The 16324-nt window shown below is 64.8% G+C and carries 19 protein-coding genes; 11 read left to right on the forward strand and 8 right to left on the reverse strand.

Annotated elements, in window-relative coordinates:
* The first annotated feature begins 34 nt into the window (after window positions 1-34).
* The 6 genes from NH14_RS24065 (at window position 35) to NH14_RS24090 (ending at window position 6433) form a co-directional block, all read left to right on the forward strand.
* Window positions 35-820: a TatD family hydrolase gene (locus tag NH14_RS24065; protein WP_035533204.1), complete on the forward strand. Its 786-nt coding sequence runs from the start codon at window positions 35-37 to the stop codon at window positions 818-820.
* Between the two features lie 75 nt (window positions 821-895).
* Window positions 896-1600 carry an ankyrin repeat domain-containing protein gene (locus NH14_RS24070; protein WP_035533202.1) on the forward strand — a complete coding sequence of 235 codons (705 nt, stop codon included), beginning with the start codon at window positions 896-898 and terminating at the stop codon, window positions 1598-1600.
* A gap of 180 nt (window positions 1601-1780) precedes the next feature.
* Window positions 1781-2137, forward strand: coding sequence for a Rap1a/Tai family immunity protein (locus NH14_RS24075; RefSeq protein WP_035533200.1), 357 nt, complete (start codon window positions 1781-1783; stop codon window positions 2135-2137).
* Window positions 2138-2416: 279 nt separating this feature from the next.
* The gene (gene otsA / locus NH14_RS24080; protein WP_035533198.1) at window positions 2417-3823 is read left to right on the forward strand and encodes an alpha,alpha-trehalose-phosphate synthase (UDP-forming); all 1407 of its coding nucleotides are present in this window, start codon (window positions 2417-2419) and stop codon (window positions 3821-3823) included.
* 91 nt (window positions 3824-3914) lie between these two features.
* A complete protein-coding gene (locus tag NH14_RS24085; RefSeq protein ID WP_035533196.1) occupies window positions 3915-5084 on the forward strand; it encodes an AAA family ATPase in 1170 nt (389 codons plus the stop codon).
* 281 nt (window positions 5085-5365) lie between these two features.
* A complete protein-coding gene (locus NH14_RS24090) occupies window positions 5366-6433 on the forward strand; it encodes a glycosyltransferase family 4 protein (protein WP_035533194.1) in 1068 nt (355 codons plus the stop codon).
* A gap of 81 nt (window positions 6434-6514) precedes the next feature.
* On the opposite strand, the gene NH14_RS24095 is transcribed toward NH14_RS24090, so the two are convergent.
* From NH14_RS24095 to NH14_RS24105, 3 genes are all read right to left on the reverse strand, one after another.
* Window positions 6515-7102: a BPSL1445 family SYLF domain-containing lipoprotein gene (locus NH14_RS24095; protein WP_035533193.1), complete on the reverse strand. Its 588-nt coding sequence runs from the start codon at window positions 7100-7102 to the stop codon at window positions 6515-6517.
* A 147-nt stretch (window positions 7103-7249) separates the two neighbouring features.
* Window positions 7250-7696, reverse strand: coding sequence for a hypothetical protein (locus tag NH14_RS24100; RefSeq protein ID WP_035533192.1), 447 nt, complete (start codon window positions 7694-7696; stop codon window positions 7250-7252).
* A 321-nt stretch (window positions 7697-8017) separates the two neighbouring features.
* Window positions 8018-8347, reverse strand: coding sequence for a PsiF family protein (locus tag NH14_RS24105; protein ID WP_035533191.1), 330 nt, complete (start codon window positions 8345-8347; stop codon window positions 8018-8020).
* A gap of 185 nt (window positions 8348-8532) precedes the next feature.
* Here NH14_RS24105 and NH14_RS24110 point away from each other — a divergent pair, with 185 nt between their 5' ends.
* Entirely contained in the window at window positions 8533-8829 is a 297-nt protein-coding gene (locus NH14_RS24110; RefSeq protein WP_035533189.1) for a YciI-like protein, read from the forward strand.
* A 42-nt stretch (window positions 8830-8871) separates the two neighbouring features.
* Here the strand turns inward: NH14_RS24110 and NH14_RS24115 are convergent, their stop codons facing one another.
* A complete protein-coding gene (locus tag NH14_RS24115) occupies window positions 8872-9519 on the reverse strand; it encodes a phosphoribosyltransferase (RefSeq protein WP_035533187.1) in 648 nt (215 codons plus the stop codon).
* Window positions 9520-9810: 291 nt separating this feature from the next.
* Here NH14_RS24115 and NH14_RS24120 point away from each other — a divergent pair, with 291 nt between their 5' ends.
* Window positions 9811-10068 (forward strand): hypothetical protein, encoded by a 258-nt coding sequence (locus tag NH14_RS24120; RefSeq protein WP_052148479.1) that lies wholly within the window; start codon window positions 9811-9813, stop codon window positions 10066-10068.
* Between the two features lie 23 nt (window positions 10069-10091).
* Here NH14_RS24120 and NH14_RS24125 read toward each other — a convergent pair whose 3' ends face one another.
* Window positions 10092-10949: a LysR substrate-binding domain-containing protein gene (locus NH14_RS24125; RefSeq protein WP_035533185.1), complete on the reverse strand. Its 858-nt coding sequence runs from the start codon at window positions 10947-10949 to the stop codon at window positions 10092-10094.
* A 182-nt stretch (window positions 10950-11131) separates the two neighbouring features.
* On the opposite strand from NH14_RS24125, the gene NH14_RS24130 reads away from it, so the two are divergent.
* Entirely contained in the window at window positions 11132-12304 is a 1173-nt protein-coding gene (locus NH14_RS24130; protein ID WP_035533183.1) for a 2-aminoethylphosphonate--pyruvate transaminase, read from the forward strand.
* Between the two features lie 83 nt (window positions 12305-12387).
* Window positions 12388-13191 carry a phosphonoacetaldehyde hydrolase gene (gene phnX / locus NH14_RS24135; protein ID WP_035533181.1) on the forward strand — a complete coding sequence of 268 codons (804 nt, stop codon included), beginning with the start codon at window positions 12388-12390 and terminating at the stop codon, window positions 13189-13191.
* 24 nt (window positions 13192-13215) lie between these two features.
* Here phnX and NH14_RS24140 read toward each other — a convergent pair whose 3' ends face one another.
* Window positions 13216-14352, reverse strand: a complete 1137-nt coding sequence (locus NH14_RS24140) for an asparaginase (RefSeq protein WP_035533179.1) — start codon at window positions 14350-14352, stop codon at window positions 13216-13218.
* 328 nt (window positions 14353-14680) lie between these two features.
* Here NH14_RS24140 and NH14_RS24145 point away from each other — a divergent pair, with 328 nt between their 5' ends.
* A complete protein-coding gene (locus NH14_RS24145; RefSeq protein ID WP_035533177.1) occupies window positions 14681-14998 on the forward strand; it encodes a YnfA family protein in 318 nt (105 codons plus the stop codon).
* A 47-nt stretch (window positions 14999-15045) separates the two neighbouring features.
* Here NH14_RS24145 and NH14_RS24150 read toward each other — a convergent pair whose 3' ends face one another.
* Together NH14_RS24150 and NH14_RS24155 are read right to left on the reverse strand one after the other, a co-directional pair.
* The gene (locus tag NH14_RS24150; RefSeq protein ID WP_035533175.1) at window positions 15046-15489 is read right to left on the reverse strand and encodes a thioesterase family protein; all 444 of its coding nucleotides are present in this window, start codon (window positions 15487-15489) and stop codon (window positions 15046-15048) included.
* A 124-nt stretch (window positions 15490-15613) separates the two neighbouring features.
* Window positions 15614-15922, reverse strand: a complete 309-nt coding sequence (locus NH14_RS24155; RefSeq protein WP_035533172.1) for a hypothetical protein — start codon at window positions 15920-15922, stop codon at window positions 15614-15616.
* Window positions 15923-16324: the final 402 nt, after the last annotated feature.

The raw sequence follows: 16324 nt of genomic DNA on the forward strand, positions 1-16324 counted from the left end.
TCAGCCTTATCCGTAACCCCATCGCAGGACCGCCATGTTTGTCGATTCACATTGCCACATCAACTTCGAAGGCCTCGCCGACCGGCTGCCCGAGGTGCTCGAGAACATGCGCGCGCAGGCTGTCACGCATGCGCTGTGCGTCTCGGTCGACCTGGAGACGCTGCCCTCGGTGCTCGACATCGCGAGCCGCTACGAGAACGTCTACGCTTCGGTGGGCGTGCATCCCGATCACGAGAACGTCCGGGAGCCCAGCGTCGCGGATCTCGTGGAACTGGCGCAGCACCCGAAGGTCGTGGCGATCGGCGAAACGGGGCTCGATTACTATCGGCTCGGCGAGCGCACGATCGAGGACATGGAGTGGCAGCGCGAGCGCTTTCGCGTCCATATCCGCGCCGCGCACGCCACGGGCAAGCCGCTCATCATCCATACGCGCGCGGCGTCGGACGACACGCTGCGCATCATGGAAGAAGAGCGCGCGGGCGAACCCGGCGGCGTGATGCACTGTTTCACGGAGCCCTGGGCGGTCGCTGAGCGCGCCCTCGCGCAGAATTTTTTCATCTCCCTTTCGGGCATCGTGACGTTCAAGAGCGCGACCGACGTTCAGGAGGTTGCGCGCCGCGTGCCGCTCGAGCGCTTGCTGATCGAAACGGATTCGCCCTATCTTGCGCCAGTGCCATATCGCGGCAAACCCAATGAACCTGCGTACGTTAGCCATGTCGGAAGATTCATCGCCCAGCAACGCGGATTGCCGGACGCCGAACTCGGCGCTGCCACCACGCAGAATTTTTTCCGGCTTTTCAAGATTCCGGCCTCGGCCTGAATCATGATCCGCCAGTAGTCGATTTTGATTTATCGTTTTTTATCAATTAGATATCGAATAACGTTAAGGCCTGACATGAACTCGAATCCGCACACGTCCACCGTCCAAGCCACGCGCGCCACCAGCGTGCGCCGCATCGCCGCCGCGCTCGCCATCGGCATGAGCGCCGCCTTCCTGGCAAGCGCGCCGGTTCACGCCGCATCGATCGATTCGCTCGTGAAGGACGTAAAGTTCGACGACGCCAAGGGTGTCGCCAAGGACCTCGCGAACGGCATGGACCCGAACGCCACGGATAGCCAGGGCATGCCGCTGCTCGTGCTGGCCGCGCGCGAGAAGTCGGACAAGGTTGCGGCAGTGCTGCTCGACAATCCGAAGATCAACATCGCCGCCGAGGACAAGTCGGGCGAGAACGCGCTGATGCTGGCCTCGCTCAACGGCGACATGGATCTCGTAAAGCTGCTCATCACCAAGGGCGCCGAAGTGAACAAGCAGGGCTGGACGCCGCTGCACTACGCCGCCGCGAACGGCCACGACGACGTGGTGAAACTGCTGGTCGGCTATTCGGCCGACGTCAACTCGCTGTCGCCCAACGGCACGACTCCGCTCATGATGGCCGCGCGCGGAGACCATATGAGCACCGCGAAACTGCTGCTCGACCACGGCGCCAATCTGAACGCGAAGAACCAGATCGGCATGAACGCACTCGATTTCGCCAAGCAGTACAAGGCGCCTGACGCGATCAAGGAGCTCTCGGCGCGCATGGGCCAGACGACGCAGTAACCCCGCTGCGGGCGCTCTGGCCGTCGGGTGCATTCGCGCAAGCTCTTTCGCAGAAGAGCCGCACGACGCGCCCCTAAAACAGTGCACAATACCGGGGTTGCCGCCGGCCGCCAGCGGGCGGCTCGCGGTGCGGCAAACGCTGCCCCCGACGACGAATCAAGCGACGAATCAAGGAGAATCATGCTGCGGGCTCTGATCTGCGCCGGCGCGCTCGCTGTGCCGATTTCGGCTTTTGCCTTTACCGCCTCCGATCTGAACCGGCTGTGCTCGAAGACTGACGTGGCGTCGCGCAGCGCATGCGCGGCTTATATCGAAGGCGCCGCCGACGGCATTTTCAATACCATCGACGCCATTGGCGGCACAACCGGCCCGCGCGTCGGCCAATATTTCTGTCTGCCGCAGGAAGCCCGCTCGGCGCAACTCACCGACGCCGTGCGCAAATACATCGCCGATAACCCGAACGTCGCCGGCTACAACGCCAGTACGGCCGTCTCGCTCGGGCTCGGCAAGGCGTTTCCTTGCAAGACCGGCAATTGACGGGGCGCTGAGCCGGGCCGGCAATCGCGCCGAAAACCGACATTGCGTCAAGCCGTCTGCTTGAATCTTTCCTGAGCGGCCCGACCTGGCCGACCGCATTCTTTAGCGCATCTTTACGCGCATTCACGTAGCGTGACATTAGGTCCTGTTGCCTTGCGCCGCGCTCACGATCTTCCCGAACGGCGGCCGGACCGGCGAGCCCGCAGGCTCGGCCAGTATCGTGGCATGCCCCTTGCTGGGGTATCTGGTTGCCGGAGCAAACGGAGGAGACATATTTCGATGGCCAGACTGATAGTCGTCTCGAACCGGGTGGCTACGCCCACGGAGGCCAGGGGGTCCGCAGGGGGGCTCGCCGTCGGCGTGTTCGGGGCGCTCAAGGACGCAGGAGGAGTGTGGTTTGGCTGGAGCGGCGACGTCGTAAGCGAGACGGTGGCCAACGCGGGCCCGACGCTCGCGGGGGAGGGTCATGTCACGTTCGCGACAGTCGGGCTCACAAAAAAAGACTACGACCAGTATTACCGCGGTTTCTCGAATGCCACGCTGTGGCCAGTGTTCCACTATCGCAACGATCTCGCGCGCTATGAGCGCGACGAATACGCCGGCTACCGGCGCGTGAACGCGTGGCTCGCGCACAAGCTCATCAAGCTGATCCAGCCCGACGACAGGATCTGGGTCCACGACTACCACCTGATTCCGTTCGCCGAAGCGCTGCGCGCCGAGGGCGTGCGCAATCGTATCGGCTTTTTCCTCCATATTCCGTTTCCTTCGCCCCAGGTGCTGCAGACGATTCCGCCGCACGATGAACTTGTGCGGTCGCTTTGCTGCTACGACCTGCTCGGCTTCCAGACGCGCAACGACCAGCAGGCGTTTCACGATTACATCGTGCGCACCGCGAAGGGCGTGGTGCGCGAGCATGGCGAAAACAACGAAGCGGGCGACGTGGAGGCCTACGGCCGCACGCTGCGCACGGGCGTCTACCGCATCGGCGTGTTTCCCGACGAGATCGCCGAGCAGGCTGCGCGCTATGAGAGCCGCCAGCATGTGCTCGATCTCAAGCAGAGCCTCGAAGGGCGCAAGCTCGTGATGAGCGTGGACCGGCTCGATTATTCGAAGGGGCTCGTCGAGCGCTTTCACGCCTTCGAGCAATTGCTCGAGCATTCGCCCGAATGGCGCGGCAAGGTCACGCTTGTGCAGATCGCGCCGCCCACGCGCTCCGACGTGGCAAGCTACAAGATCATCCGCGAGGAACTGGAGCGCGAGGCCGGACGCATAAACGGGCGCTATTCGGGCCTCGACTACACGCCGATCCGCTACCTGAGCCAGCAATACGACCGCTGGAAGCTGATGTCGCTCTTTCGCGAGTCGCAGGTGGGCTATGTCACACCGCTGCACGATGGCATGAACCTGGTCGCGAAGGAGTACGTGGCCGCGCAGAATCCCGACGATCCCGGCGTGCTCGTGCTGTCGATCTTCGCGGGCGCGGCGGCCGAGCTAACGGGGGCGCTGCTCGTGAATCCTCACGATGCGGCGGGCATGTCGGAGGCGCTCGGGCGCGCGCTGTCGATGCCGCTCGAAGAGCGCAAGGCGCGTTACCTGACCAACATGGAAGCGCTGCGCCGCAACGATCTGGGGGTCTGGCGCGACCGTTTTCTCTCCGATCTCGCGGCCGTGCCGCAGCCGCGCTGACTGGCCGAGTATGGAGATGGCGCGAGCCGCGCCTGATTGCGTATCATCGGGCGCTGGCTCAACCCGCGCTCGTGCGCGCTTGCTACGGCTCATGCTCTCGACCCTCGCCATCGCCAACTACCGCTCGCTGCGCGAACTCATCGTGCCGCTCGGGCCGCTGAACGTCATCACCGGGCCGAACGGCAGCGGCAAGTCCAATCTCTACCGGGCGCTGCGCCTGCTCGCGTTGACCGCGCGCGGTGGCGTGATTCCATCGCTCGCGCGCGAGGGTGGCTTGCAATCGACGCTTTGGGCCGGTCCCGAACGCTTTTCGCGCGCGGTCGCCACGGGCAACTACGCAGTGCAGGGCACGGTGCGCAAAGACGCCGTGAGCCTCAAGCTCGGCTTCGCGAGCGAAACCTTCGGCTATGCGATCGACCTGGGCTTGCCGGTGCCCGGCTCCTCGCAGTTCTCGCTGGACCCGGTCATCAAGCGCGAATGCATCTGGGGCGGGCCGCTGCTGCGACCATCGACTTTGCTCGTCGACCGCCAGGGGGCCATGATCCGCATTCGCGACGAGGAAGCGCAAGGCGAGTGGACGACGCTCGCGCAACCCGTGGCGAGCTTCGACAGCATGATGACGGAGTTCGCCGACCCGCGCAGCGCGCCGGAGATGATCGCGGTGCGCGAGCAGATCCGTTCGTGGCGCTTCTACGACCACTTCCGCACCGACGAGCACGCGCCCGCGCGCCAGGTGCAGATCGGCACGCATTCGCCGGTGCTGTCCGACGATGGCGCCAATCTTGCCGCCGCGCTGCAGACGATCCGCGAGATTGGCGATGCCGGCGCGCTCGACACGGCGATCGGCGATGCGTTTCCGGGCGCGCGCGTCGAGATCGTCAACCACGAAGGGCGCTTCGAAGTCGCGCTGCGTCAGGAGGGGCTGCTGCGGCCGTTGCGCGGCGCCGAACTTTCGGACGGCACACTGCGCTATCTCTTGCTCGCCGCTGCGCTGTTGAGCCCGCGGCCACCCGCGCTGCTCGTGCTCGACGAGCCGGAGACGAGCTTGCACCCGGACCTGCTGCCGTCGCTCGCACGGCTCATCGCGCGCGCCTCGGCGCACTCGCAGGTACTGGTCGTTTCGCACGCGGCGCGGCTCGTCGCCGCGCTCGAGCGCGAGGCGGGCAGCCAGTCGATCGTGCTCGAGCGACGCCTCGGCGCGACGGCGCTCGCCGACGCCGATTCGCTCGATGTGCCGGCGTGGAAATGGCCGTCGCGCTAAATTGCCTCGGGCGCACCGCCCAGACGCACTGCCTGGGGCGCTCCGCAGGATGTTTCGACGTGTAAGTCCATATAGCAATTGAAATACTCGCAGCGTGGGCGCCGCGCAAGGCGAATAATGGCCAGGTGCGCCGCGCTGCGAGCCGCCCGATCGCGTCCTCCTCGAGTCTGTCCCTTCGATAATTGAGGGACGCGATTGCAATACTGGGCTTCCTTTAAAATGGCTCGAACCGCCTGGCGGAATTCCCCGCGTGCGAGCACCGAACACGAAGGAGACATTCAATGAGAATTGCGCAGATCGCCCCGCTGACCGAATCAGTGCCGCCCAAGCTCTACGGCGGCACCGAGCGCGCCGTGTCGTATATCACCGAGGCGCTGGTCGAGCTCGGACACGACGTGACGCTGTTCGCAAGCGGCGATTCGCAAACGCGTGCGAAGCTCGAACCCGTGTGGCCGCGCGCGCTGCGCCTCGACCCCGGCATTCGCGACCGGATCGCGCCTCACATGCTGCTGATGGAAATGGTGCGCCGCCAGGCCGACCAGTTCGACGTACTGCATTTCCATATGGATTACTACTCGTTTTCGGTGTTCAAGCGCCAGGAAACGCCATTCGTGACCACGCTGCACGGTCGTCTGGACTTGCCGGAACAGCAGCCGGTGTTCGACACGTTCAACACGGCGCCGGTCATATCGATCTCGAACGCGCAGCGCCAGCCGATGCCGCAGGCCAAATGGCTCCGGACCGTCTATCACGGCCTGCCCGAGGCGCTCTATACGCCGCAGCCCGTGGAGCAGCGCTATCTTGCGTTTCTCGGCCGCATCTCGCCCGAGAAGCGTGTGGACACCGCGATTCGCATTGCCCAGCGCTGCGGCTTGCCGATCCGCATCGCCGCCAAAGTCGACGAGGCCGACCGCGAGTATTTCGAACGCGAGATCAAGCCACTGTTCGCACTCCCGAATGTGGAGTTCGTCGGCGAGATCAACGACAGCCAGAAGGCCGAATTTCTCTCCGGTGCGCATGCGCTGCTGTTCCCGATCGACTGGCCCGAGCCGTTCGGGCTGGTGATGATCGAGGCGATGGCGTGCGGCACGCCCGTGATCGCGTTCAATCGCGGCTCGGTGCCGGAAGTGGTGGATGAGGGCGTTTCGGGATTTATCGTCGAGGACGAGATTGGCGCCGTGGCGGCCGTGAACCGGCTTTCACGCGTGTCGCGCGCCGGCGTGCGGCGGCGCTTCGAAGAGCGCTTCACGTCGCACAGCATGGCGCAGCAGTATATCGAGGCGTATCAGGCGGTGATACGCGCGAACAAGCGTTCGCGCTTCAAGGTGATCGACACGTCCACGAGCTGAGCGGCGGCCGGTGCCGCCAGCCGCCCGGGCAGCCTTTAGACGAAGGCCCGGGCGCCCGACATGCTCGTGAATGCGTGAAATTTACAGCTTCAGCGGGGAGATCTTGGTCGTGCCGAGCGAGAGGTCGCCGATCAGGCCGCTGTTGGTGAGTACGAAGACTTCCACGGGCTTGGTGCCCGTGGTGGTGTCGATTGTGCCGTTCGCACCGACCTTCGCGATCGCGACCGACGCGTCGCCGCCTGCCGCCCAACCGCTCGAATTGCGGAATTTGTCGAGTGCTTCCTGCGTCATGAACAGGTAGATGACCGACTTCGATTGCATGCCGAGCGTTGCGCCCACCGAGGCGCCCGTGGTGCTGTAGTAGCCAACAGTGCTGCCGCCGACGCGCAGTGCGCCGTCGCCGTGCTCGCCGCCAATGCCGATCCCTGCCTGAGTCACCTGCGGGAAGACCAGCACGCCACGCGCCTTGCCTACGAGCTCGCGCGCGCCGGGCACGGTCTGGTAGAGCCGCGACATCGTGCCGTCGACGCTCGCGTCGATCGCCTGGCGTTTCGCGTCGTTGGTTTGTTCCGTCGGGGGCGTGTTGCCGGTGGTCGAGCAGCCTGCGAGCGCTGCGCTGGCAAGCGCGATTGCAACCGAAGCCTTAAGGATGAAACGGCGTCCTTGCATGTTGTTCTCCGTTCTGTGTTCCGGGATATCCGAAATAGCCTGAAGCCGTGCCGTCATGGCATTTTGCCAATGGCGGAATCAGCTTTCGCTCTTATAACACAGGGTCCAGATTTGCCAGTTCAAGATGGCGCATCGTCAAGATGCGCGTCAGTGTTCTGGCACGGGCTTCGCGGCGGGAGGGCGTCGCAGCGCGCGGCGCACGGCACCCAGAACGATGCCGATGGCGAGCAGGGCTGCAGCCGGCACGACCCAGTAGCCGACGAATGCATGCCACAGATAGCTCATGAGCGTGGCGCGCCGCGTGGCATATTCGTCGAGCGCAGCCTGGTGAGCCGGGGCGTTTTCCGCGAGCACGGCGGCAGGGCAGCCCAGCGTGCGTGCCCGTTCAGGCGTCCCCTGGCAATGCAGCGGCGCGCCCGCGGCCCGCTCGGCGTCGGTGAAAGTCCAGTTGGAGAGGGTGCGCTGCAGATCCGCGCGGTTGTAGGCCATCTCGTCCTGGGCCTCGCGCACCACAATGATCATCACCGGCACGAGCCAGAAAACGATCACCACCAGCCAGCGGCGAAACCAGCGGTTCTTGTGCTTCCATGCCATCCGCGCCTCCGTACGATGCGACAGGCATCACTCCGGCTTCAAGCTTCATTCGGCGGCCCGATGGCGTCTGTGCGATTGCGTATCAGGAAAAGGGCGCCGCTGCAGCCATCATAGAAGAAAAATCGCGCTCGGGCGCAACGCCGAGAGGGCGCGGGATGCAAGCGGACAGGCAATTGGTTGAAGTGCGGTGCAGCATGAAAAACGACGCGCCGCAGCATAGGCTGCGGCGCGTCGCGCAAGGGGGCGTGCTGCGGTGAAGCAGCGGCAGGGGCAAACCCTGTGCTTCGAACCGCGTCGATCAAGATTCGGCCGAGTGGCGGATCAGCTCTTGGTCGAGAGGCACTGCTTCATGAAGGCCTTGCGGTCGTCGCCCTTCTTGTCGCCGGCCTGGGTGTTGCACGCCTTCATGCGCTCCTGCTGCGACATCGTGGGGGACACGCCGGCTGCGGAAAGGCATTGCTTCATAAAAGCCTTGCGCTCGTCGCCTTTCTTGTCGCCGGCCTGCGTGTTGCAGGTCTTCATCTTGTTCTGCTGGCTATTCGGGCTCGCGGCCGCGGAAGCCGCTGCTGCGGGTGCGGCGGTCTGTGCGAACGCCGGTGCGGCCAGTGCGCCGCTCAGCACGATTGCAGCAATGACGGATTGCATCTTCATCGTTCACTCCCATGGGATATCGACGTTGTCGTTAGTCGTGCGAGCAGGCGGCCCATCCGGCCCATCATTGCCCATCGCCGCAACCATTATGGCAAAGCCAACCTGAAAACGAACTGTGGGTGAGTTCGGTTGACGCACGCTCAGGCACAATGCGCGGTATGCACACCTGAGACTGGAGATCGACCATGCATTACCTCTTGATGTACGAACTCGTCGACGATTATCTCGAGCGGCGCGCCGAGCATCGCAACGAGCACCTGGCGCTTGCGTGGGCGGCGGCGGAGCGCGGCGAGCTGCTGCTCGCGGGGGCGGTTGCGGAGCCCGTGGACGAGGCGTTGCTGCTCTTCCAGGGCGAGACCCCGGCGGCCGCCGAAGCGTTCGCGCGCAACGATCCCTATGTGAAGGCCGGCCTCGTAAAGTCGTGGCGCGTGCGGCCCTGGCAGACCGTAGTGGGAGAGAAAGCGGCCAACCCGGTGCGCTGAACGCGGGCATGCGGCGGCGCGGGCGCTGGGCGTTGCGATCGGTTACGGCATGGCCGCGCGGTCGAGCAAATCGCGCACGGTGTCCTCGTCGACCTGGGCGAAGTCGAAATAGAACTGGCCCACGCTCATGAACGATGAGGGCGTCTGCACGCAGACGAAATCGTCGACGGCGCCCGCGAGCCGTGCGCGCGCACCGGCCGGCGCCACCGGCAACGCCGCGATGATGCGCGCCGGCCCGAGCGATGCGAGGGCCCGCGCGGCGGCCTTGAGCGAAGCGCCCGTGGCCATGCCGTCGTCGACCAGCAGCACCACGCGTCCGGCCACCGGCACGGCGGCGCGCGCACCGCGGTAACGCGCCTCGCGCCGGCCCAGCTCGATGCGGGCGAGCGAGAGCACGCCCTGCAATTGCGCCTCGCTTACGCCGGCTTCGCGGACTAGCGCAGCGTCGACGAATTGCGCGCCGTTCGACGAGATCGCGCCCATGGCGAGCTCGGGCTGCCACGGCGTACCGAGCTTGCACACGGGCAGCACGTCGAGCGGCGCGCGCAGGGCCTTGGCCACTTCATACGCGACCGGCACGCCACCGCGTGGCAGCGCGAGCACGACGATGTCGCGGCGCCCGGCGTAGGGCGCGAGTTGTGCGGCGAGCATTTGCCCGGCCTCGCGGCGATCGGTGAAGGGACGTTCCATGAGCGGCTCCTGTGCCATGCAAAGTTGAAACGGAACGGTTCTTTCAGTGTGCCACGCACAGTCCTGGCGCGAGCGTTCAAGTGTGTCCGCGGGCGTCCGCGTGTGTCCGCGTGTGTCCATTTCGCGCGGCCCGGACCCGTTCGGGAGCGGAACGGCGCGGAACGCACCATTGCGCACCTCGCGAAATCGTCTCCCGCCGCCCGGTCATTTGCATACGCCGATTTGTCGTTTGGCGCGGCGCATTGGCATGGATACGATGACCTCGAACCTTTCACCGACGAGGTCCGCGCCATGTCCGAATCCACCTGTTCTTCTTCCCGCTCTTCAACGGCTTGTCTGGCCAGTTTCGCGCCACGCGTCGTGGAGCCCGCCGAAGCCGACGCGCCCGATGGCTTCGGGCTCGCGCTGGAACTCACGCTCTCACGGCCCATCGACGGCATCGCGGGCCGCACGCTGCGCATTCATTTGCGGCGTGGCGCGCGCATGGAGCAGGCGGAAACGCTGCGCGACCTGCTGCACGAAGTGGGGGCCGACATCGTCGTGTCCTGATTGAGTTTTGACCGTGCAGCCGCTCAATCGAGCGGCACGGCAAAAAGCGCATCGAGTAGATTCGACGACGAAGGTTCGGCGAGCCGCACCAGCGTCTCCACCATTCGCACCTGGCAATCGACGAGCGCAATCGCGCGAATCCGCCGCGATTCGCCGAATTCCGCGCCCGCAATGACCCCCGCGCCCACGCCCTGGGCAATCGCGGTCTGGAGCGCCTCGCGGCCATCCACGTAAAGCACGGGCTCCACCTGGAGCCCCTTGCGCACCAGCTCCGCTTCGAGCAGCTGCTGCGTGACCGAATGCGCTTCGCGGAAGATCATGGGCTCGCGCACGAGCTCTTCATAGGTGATGCGGCGCTTCTTCGCCGCCGGGCTCTCGGCGGGCACGACCGCGACCAGCGGGTCCTCGCGCAGCACGCGCGATTGCAGACGGCTGTGCACCTGGTGTGCCGCCGTGATCGCGGCGTCCACTTCGCTCGACAGCACGCGCCGCATGCATTCGGTGGCGTTCGCGATGGCGAGTTTCACCACCACGCCCGGATAGCGGCGCCGAAACGCGCCGATTAGCTTGACGGCAAGGTCCGGCGCGTCGGCCACCAGCGCGAGTTCGCCGGACTCCAGCGCGCCGGCCGCTTCCAGCAGGCGTCGCGCGTCGCGCTCGCAGCCCACCATCTGGCGCGTCACCGCGTAGAGCCGCCGCCCGAGATCGGTGAGTTCGACGCCGCGCGGCGCGCGCTCGAAAAGCTTTACGCCGTAGTCGGATTCGAGCCGCCGCACGTGGTCGGAGATGGCCGGCTGGGTGAGCGAGAGCGCCTGTGCGGCGCGCGAGAAACCACCGTGCTCGGCAACGGCATGAAAGGCTCGCAACTGGGCGTACTGCATGATTTGGGACTCCGGGGGGAGCGTGGGGCAAATGCAGGCAAGGGAATCGATTGCGCAGATACGCCTTGGCATAACTTTTTGCGATATCAACATCGATTATATCGATTTTACCTATGTGCTGCACCGCAGTAATGTATGCGCCGACTTGCTGAACATTGCTGAACACCGACTGGAGCAGCCGCATGACCGCCGCCGCAGACCCGTACCTGCTGACCCCCGGCCCGTTGACCACGGCCGCAACGACTAAAGCCGCGATGCTGCGCGACTGGGGTTCGTGGGACGCCGATTTCCGCGCCATGACCGCGCATCTGCGCCGTGCGCTGCTGGAGATCGCCGGCTGCAGCGCCGCCGACGCAAACGGCGAATACGATTGCGTGCCGCTGCAGGGCAGTGGCAGCTACTGCGTCGAGGCGATGCTCGGCAGCTTCGTGCCGCGCGACGGCCACGCGCTCGTGCTCTCCAACGGCGCCTACGGCAAGCGCATTGCCACCACGCTGCGCTATCTGGGCCGCCGCCAGACCGTTCACGATACGGGCGACTATTTGCCGGCGCGCGCCGCCGACGTCGAGCGCCTGCTGGTCGAGCACGCCGACATCACGCATGTCGTCGTTGTGCACTGCGAAACGAGCTCCGGCATTCTCAACCCGGTCGAGGACATTGCCGCGGTCACGGCGCGCCATGGCCGGCGCCTGCTGATCGACTCGATGAGCGCATTCGGCGCCGTGCCGCTCGACGTGCGCACGCTGCCGTGCGAGGCGTTCGTTTCGTCGGCGAACAAGTGCATCGAGGGCGTGCCGGGCTTCGGCTTCGTCATCGCAAAGAAGGCCGCCCTCGCGGCCGCGAAGGGCAACAGCCACTCGCTCGCGCTCGACCTGTACGACCAGTGGGACGCCATGAACCGCACCGGCCAGTGGCGCTTCACGCCGCCCACGCACGCCGTGGCCGCGTTCATCGAGGCGCTGCGCCTGCACAAGGCAGAAGGCGGGCAGCCGGGACGTCTCGCGCGCTACACGCGCAACCGCGACGTGATGGTCGAAGGCATGCGTGCGCTCGGTTTCGAGCCGCTGCTGACCGAAGCGTGGCGCTCGCCCATCATCGTTACGTTCTTTTCGCCCGATCATCCGCGCTTCAGCTTCGAGCGCTTCTACGAACTGATGAAAGAGCAGGGTTTCATCATCTATCCGGGCAAGCTCACGAGCGTCGAGAGTTTCCGCATCGGCTGCATCGGCGCGCTCGACGAAGCGGTCATGCGGCGCGTCGTGCAGGCGTGCGGCGCGGCGTTAAACACGCTCGGCGTGCCGAGCGGCGCGCCAGCGCATGTCGCGCTCGAGGCCCGCCAAGCGCTCGCGGCCTGAAGCCCGCGATTGACCCATTCGAGCATTCAGAAACACGCATTTATTGGCAGCGCATTATCAGTGCAACATCAGGATATACAGAAATGAAATACGTCAAGGCAGTGATCTTCGACTGGGCCGGCACCGTAGTCGACTATGGCTCGCGTGCGCCGATGGGCGCGTTCGTGGAGACTTTCGCGGAGTTCGGCGTGCCGATCACGATCGAAGAAGCGCGCGGTCCGATGGGCATGGCCAAGCGGCCGCACATTGCGGCGCTGATGGCGTTGCCGCGCGTCGCCAGGGCATGGGAAGCCCGCCACGGCCGTGCGCCCGGCGAGGCCGATATCGACGCGGTTTATGACGTCTTCGTGCCGAAGAACGTGGCCGTGGCCGCGCAATACAGCGACGTGATTCCGGGCGTGGCGGCCGTGACCGCGCAACTGCGCGCGGACGGCGTGCGCATTGGCTCGACCACGGGCTACACGCGCGAAATCATCGACCGGATCGTGCCTGGCGCTGCCGAACAGGGCTTTGCCGCGGACAGCATCGTGTGCACCGGCGACACGCCTGAAGGCCGCCCCGCGCCGTACATGATCTACCGCACGCTGCCGCAGCTCGGCGTGTGGCGCGCGCGCGAAGCGATCAAGGTTGACGACACCGAGGTCGGCATCGAAGAGGGCATCAACGGCGGCACGTGGACCGTGGGCGTGGCCGTCAGCGGCAATGCATTCGGCCTCACCGAAGAAGAGGTTCGTGCGCTCCCGCCCGAAGAATTCGCCCAGCGCCGCGATGCCGCCACGAAACGCCTGCGCGCTGCAGGCGCCCATTACGTGATCGACAGCGTGGCCGATCTGCTGCCCGTGGTCACGGAAATCGAAACGCGCCTCGCGCGCGGCGAACGCCCTTGAGTTGCGTTGAATTGCGCTGAATGCTCACCAGGTCGCTGCGAACGCCTTCTGCACCTGCGCGGGCGAGATGATGCCGTTGGCGATCAGCAATTGCGTGAGCACGCGCGCCTTCTGCGGATTCAAGTCGAGCGAGACGACGAAGCCGCTCGTGTCGTCGTTCACTTCGACATTGCGGTTCACGAATCCCGAGCCCACGCGCGAAGCGCGCACCACCACGATCCCTTGCTTCGCGGCGCGCTGGAGCGCCTCGATTGCCGGCTTCGACGTGTTGCCGTCGCCCACGCCCGCCAGCACGATGCCTTTCGCCTTGTTGGCGATGGCGTTGTCGATCTGCACGCTGTCCATGTTCGCGTGCGCGTAGACGATTTCCACGCGCGGCAGTTGCTCGCCCGAAGGCAGCGCATATTTGTGGCTGTCGAACTGAACCGCTGGCGCGAGGAAGCGCACGCTTGCGGGATCGACGTAGCCGATCGGCCCGCTGTTCGGCGAAACGAAAGTTTGCACACTCGTAGTGTTGGTCTTGGTGGTCGCGCGCGCCGACTGGATCGTGTCGTTGAGCACCACCATCACGCCGCGCCCACGCGCCGCGGGGCTGGCCGCCACTTCGACGGCTTCGTACAGATTGCTCGGGCCGTCGGCGCTGGTGGCCGTGGAGGGGCGCATGGAGCCCACCAGCACGAGGGGCTTGTCGGTGCGCAGCACGTTGTCGAGGAAGAAGGCCGTTTCTTCGAGCGTGTCCGTGCCGTGCGTGATGACGACGGCATCGGCTTCATTGCGGTCGAAGATCTCCTGGATGCGCCGCGCGAGCGTGAACCAGACCTTGTCGTTCATGTCCTGCGAACCGATGGACGCCACCTGCTCGGTGCTCAGATGGGCGAGCTTTTCGATTCCCGGCACGGCCTGCACGAGCTGCTGCGCGCCCACCGCGCCCGCGTTGTAGGCGTTGGCTGCGCGCGCGTCAGCCTGACCCGCGATCGTGCCCCCTGTGGCGAGCACGGCCACGCGCGGCAACGCTGCCGACGCGGCGGCGGCGGCGGACGTGGCGGCGGACGTGGCGGGCGCGGCGCCTTCGCCGGCGGCTAAAACGATACTCGCGGGCAGGGCGGTGGCGGCAAGTACGAGTGCGGCGGCAGCGCATTTGGCGTGGATGGCGGTCTTCATGATTTTCCTTGTCGGTTAATAACCTTTTTAAACGATGTTTCGGAAAATAATTATTCACCGATTAAAAATGAATTCAATCTCACATTTAAGATGAATTGACTAATGTCGTGGCAGATAATGCGTTCTGCATGCGCGGGAAAATCCAGCGCGCCAATGATTGCGCCGGTATCTGGCACAATTGTTTGCAATATTTTCGAAACGAAGATAATCAACCTTCCAGATCGAAAAAGAATCGGTGAGCATGACTCGCGTATTCGGTGCTTTTACTACTTATTGTCCGCGTGCGCTACCATGAGCCCCTCGACCCTTTGCAGTATTTGTGCCATCGATGAAGACGTTCCTGCTGTTCGTTGCCACCGCGCTTGCCGAAATCGTCGGCTGCTATCTGCCGTATCGCTGGCTGCGCGAAGGCGCGAGCGCCTGGCTGCTCGTGCCGGCCGCCGCATCTCTCGCGCTGTTCGCATGGCTGCTCACGCTGCATCCGAGCGCGGCGGGGCGCACCTACGCCGCCTATGGCGGTGTGTACGTGTGTGTGGCGATGCTATGGCTGTGGGGCGTGGAAGCCATCCGGCCGAGCGCGTGGGACTATGCCGGCATGGCGCTTGCGCTGGCCGGCATGGCGCTCATTGCGTTTCAACCGCGCTGAACCGGCATTTCAGTTCGCAGTCGGTACAGACTGATCGCGGATTCACTTCAGGCAAGCGAGTTGACGCCCGGAAATTTCGCGCGGAATGCCTCCGGCATCGGCACGACTTTCTTCGCCTCGTAGTCGAAGAAAACAAACCCCGATTTAGCCATTGCGATCAGGGCGCCGTCCGAGGGCCGCGTGATGCGGAAAATAATGTCGCCGCCGTAGCGGTTGAAATCCATGATGCCGACCTCGAAGCACAGTTGGTCGCGCGCATAGGCTTCGGCGCGGTACGTGGTCGCGAGGTCGGTGACGATGATGCTGGTGTGGGCGTCCTTCATGTCCTCGATGCCGGCATCGAAGAGAAAGCGTGCACGCGCCTCGGAAATCATCGAGATCATCGAATCGTTCGCGAGGTGGTTGGCCGAATTGATGTCAGTGACGCGCACCGTGAGATGGGTCGAGTAGTAAAACTGGTCTTCGGGAAAATGGAGTTCGATGCGGGCCATGGCGCAATGCGTTGAATAGCGGAGTGGAGAGCACGGCGCCTGGCCGTCGGCCCTGCGCAGCTTGTGCGCCGGCAAGCGCACTCCGCTATTTTATCGGTTCGCACGGGCGCGCATGCGCGCCGGCCTAGATGCGCGGCAGGTCGTCCATCGATTTTTCGACGCTACCGTCCGGGACCTCCATATCGATTCCGTCGATGCCATTGGGGTGGGGAACCGCCTTGATCTTCGGCCCGAGGAATTTCATGCCGCCCAGCGTGAACACGGAATACACCACCGCGCCCGAGCGCAGGCCGTTCGCGACGTCGGCCACCTCGGAGATTTTGGGCGGCGAGAGCCAGTCATGGGAGTGAGGGTCGATTGGCGCCCAGCGCACGTGCGTCACGCGGTCCGTTGAAGTGCTGATGCGCACGCCATCGACAGCATACGTAGCCATGGTCGTCTCCTTTGCCACCGAAATTCCTATGCTAGTCCGTTCGGCAACGGCTGGAAAGCGGCGCGCGAGCGAGGGCACAAAATGCAAGGCCCGCTCAGGTCTACGCAGAGGCCAGTTCAGGCCGACTTGTAAACCGTCACCACATAAGCGCCGCCGAGACCGACGTTATGCGCGAGCGCGACCTTCGCGCCTTCCCACTACACCAAAATGTCCCGGCCAGATACAGATGTCCGACTCCCGGCTCAATAGAAATGTCCGGTTTTAATGAGGTTTGCTTCTGTCTTTCCCGGGTTTTATCTCCTTTCCGTGTTGAAGGATAGCGTCTGAAGCAGCAGGGCGTTTGTGTCCATTCAGCGAGCCCTGGCAGTCCGCCGGACAGGTTTTGAATCTGGCTTTGGCGCC

Origin of the sequence: Paraburkholderia sacchari (genome assembly GCF_000785435.2) — a bacterium.
GTDB lineage: Bacteria > Pseudomonadota > Gammaproteobacteria > Burkholderiales > Burkholderiaceae > Paraburkholderia > Paraburkholderia sacchari.

What these genes read in the sequence shown, in the direction of transcription:
- NH14_RS24125 (WP_035533185.1), bottom strand. Translation starts at nt 10,949, where the DNA reads ATGCAGTACGCCCAGTTGCGAGCCTTTCATGCCGTTGCCGAGCACGGT.
- NH14_RS24090 (WP_035533194.1), top strand. Translation starts at nt 5,366, where the DNA reads ATGAGAATTGCGCAGATCGCCCCGCTGACCGAATCAGTGCCGCCCAAG.
- NH14_RS24085 (WP_035533196.1), top strand. Translation starts at nt 3,915, where the DNA reads ATGCTCTCGACCCTCGCCATCGCCAACTACCGCTCGCTGCGCGAACTC.
- NH14_RS24075 (WP_035533200.1), top strand. Translation starts at nt 1,781, where the DNA reads ATGCTGCGGGCTCTGATCTGCGCCGGCGCGCTCGCTGTGCCGATTTCG.
- NH14_RS24065 (WP_035533204.1), top strand. Translation starts at nt 35, where the DNA reads ATGTTTGTCGATTCACATTGCCACATCAACTTCGAAGGCCTCGCCGAC.
- NH14_RS24120 (WP_052148479.1), top strand. Translation starts at nt 9,811, where the DNA reads ATGTCCGAATCCACCTGTTCTTCTTCCCGCTCTTCAACGGCTTGTCTG.
- NH14_RS24140 (WP_035533179.1), bottom strand. Translation starts at nt 14,352, where the DNA reads ATGAAGACCGCCATCCACGCCAAATGCGCTGCCGCCGCACTCGTACTT.
- NH14_RS24070 (WP_035533202.1), top strand. Translation starts at nt 896, where the DNA reads ATGAACTCGAATCCGCACACGTCCACCGTCCAAGCCACGCGCGCCACC.
- NH14_RS24095 (WP_035533193.1), bottom strand. Translation starts at nt 7,102, where the DNA reads ATGCAAGGACGCCGTTTCATCCTTAAGGCTTCGGTTGCAATCGCGCTT.
- NH14_RS24115 (WP_035533187.1), bottom strand. Translation starts at nt 9,519, where the DNA reads ATGGAACGTCCCTTCACCGATCGCCGCGAGGCCGGGCAAATGCTCGCC.
- NH14_RS24155 (WP_035533172.1), bottom strand. Translation starts at nt 15,922, where the DNA reads ATGGCTACGTATGCTGTCGATGGCGTGCGCATCAGCACTTCAACGGAC.
- NH14_RS24130 (WP_035533183.1), top strand. Translation starts at nt 11,132, where the DNA reads ATGACCGCCGCCGCAGACCCGTACCTGCTGACCCCCGGCCCGTTGACC.
- NH14_RS24145 (WP_035533177.1), top strand. Translation starts at nt 14,681, where the DNA reads ATGAAGACGTTCCTGCTGTTCGTTGCCACCGCGCTTGCCGAAATCGTC.
- phnX (WP_035533181.1), top strand. Translation starts at nt 12,388, where the DNA reads ATGAAATACGTCAAGGCAGTGATCTTCGACTGGGCCGGCACCGTAGTC.
- NH14_RS24110 (WP_035533189.1), top strand. Translation starts at nt 8,533, where the DNA reads ATGCATTACCTCTTGATGTACGAACTCGTCGACGATTATCTCGAGCGG.
- otsA (WP_035533198.1), top strand. Translation starts at nt 2,417, where the DNA reads ATGGCCAGACTGATAGTCGTCTCGAACCGGGTGGCTACGCCCACGGAG.
- NH14_RS24100 (WP_035533192.1), bottom strand. Translation starts at nt 7,696, where the DNA reads ATGGCATGGAAGCACAAGAACCGCTGGTTTCGCCGCTGGCTGGTGGTG.
- NH14_RS24150 (WP_035533175.1), bottom strand. Translation starts at nt 15,489, where the DNA reads ATGGCCCGCATCGAACTCCATTTTCCCGAAGACCAGTTTTACTACTCG.
- NH14_RS24105 (WP_035533191.1), bottom strand. Translation starts at nt 8,347, where the DNA reads ATGAAGATGCAATCCGTCATTGCTGCAATCGTGCTGAGCGGCGCACTG.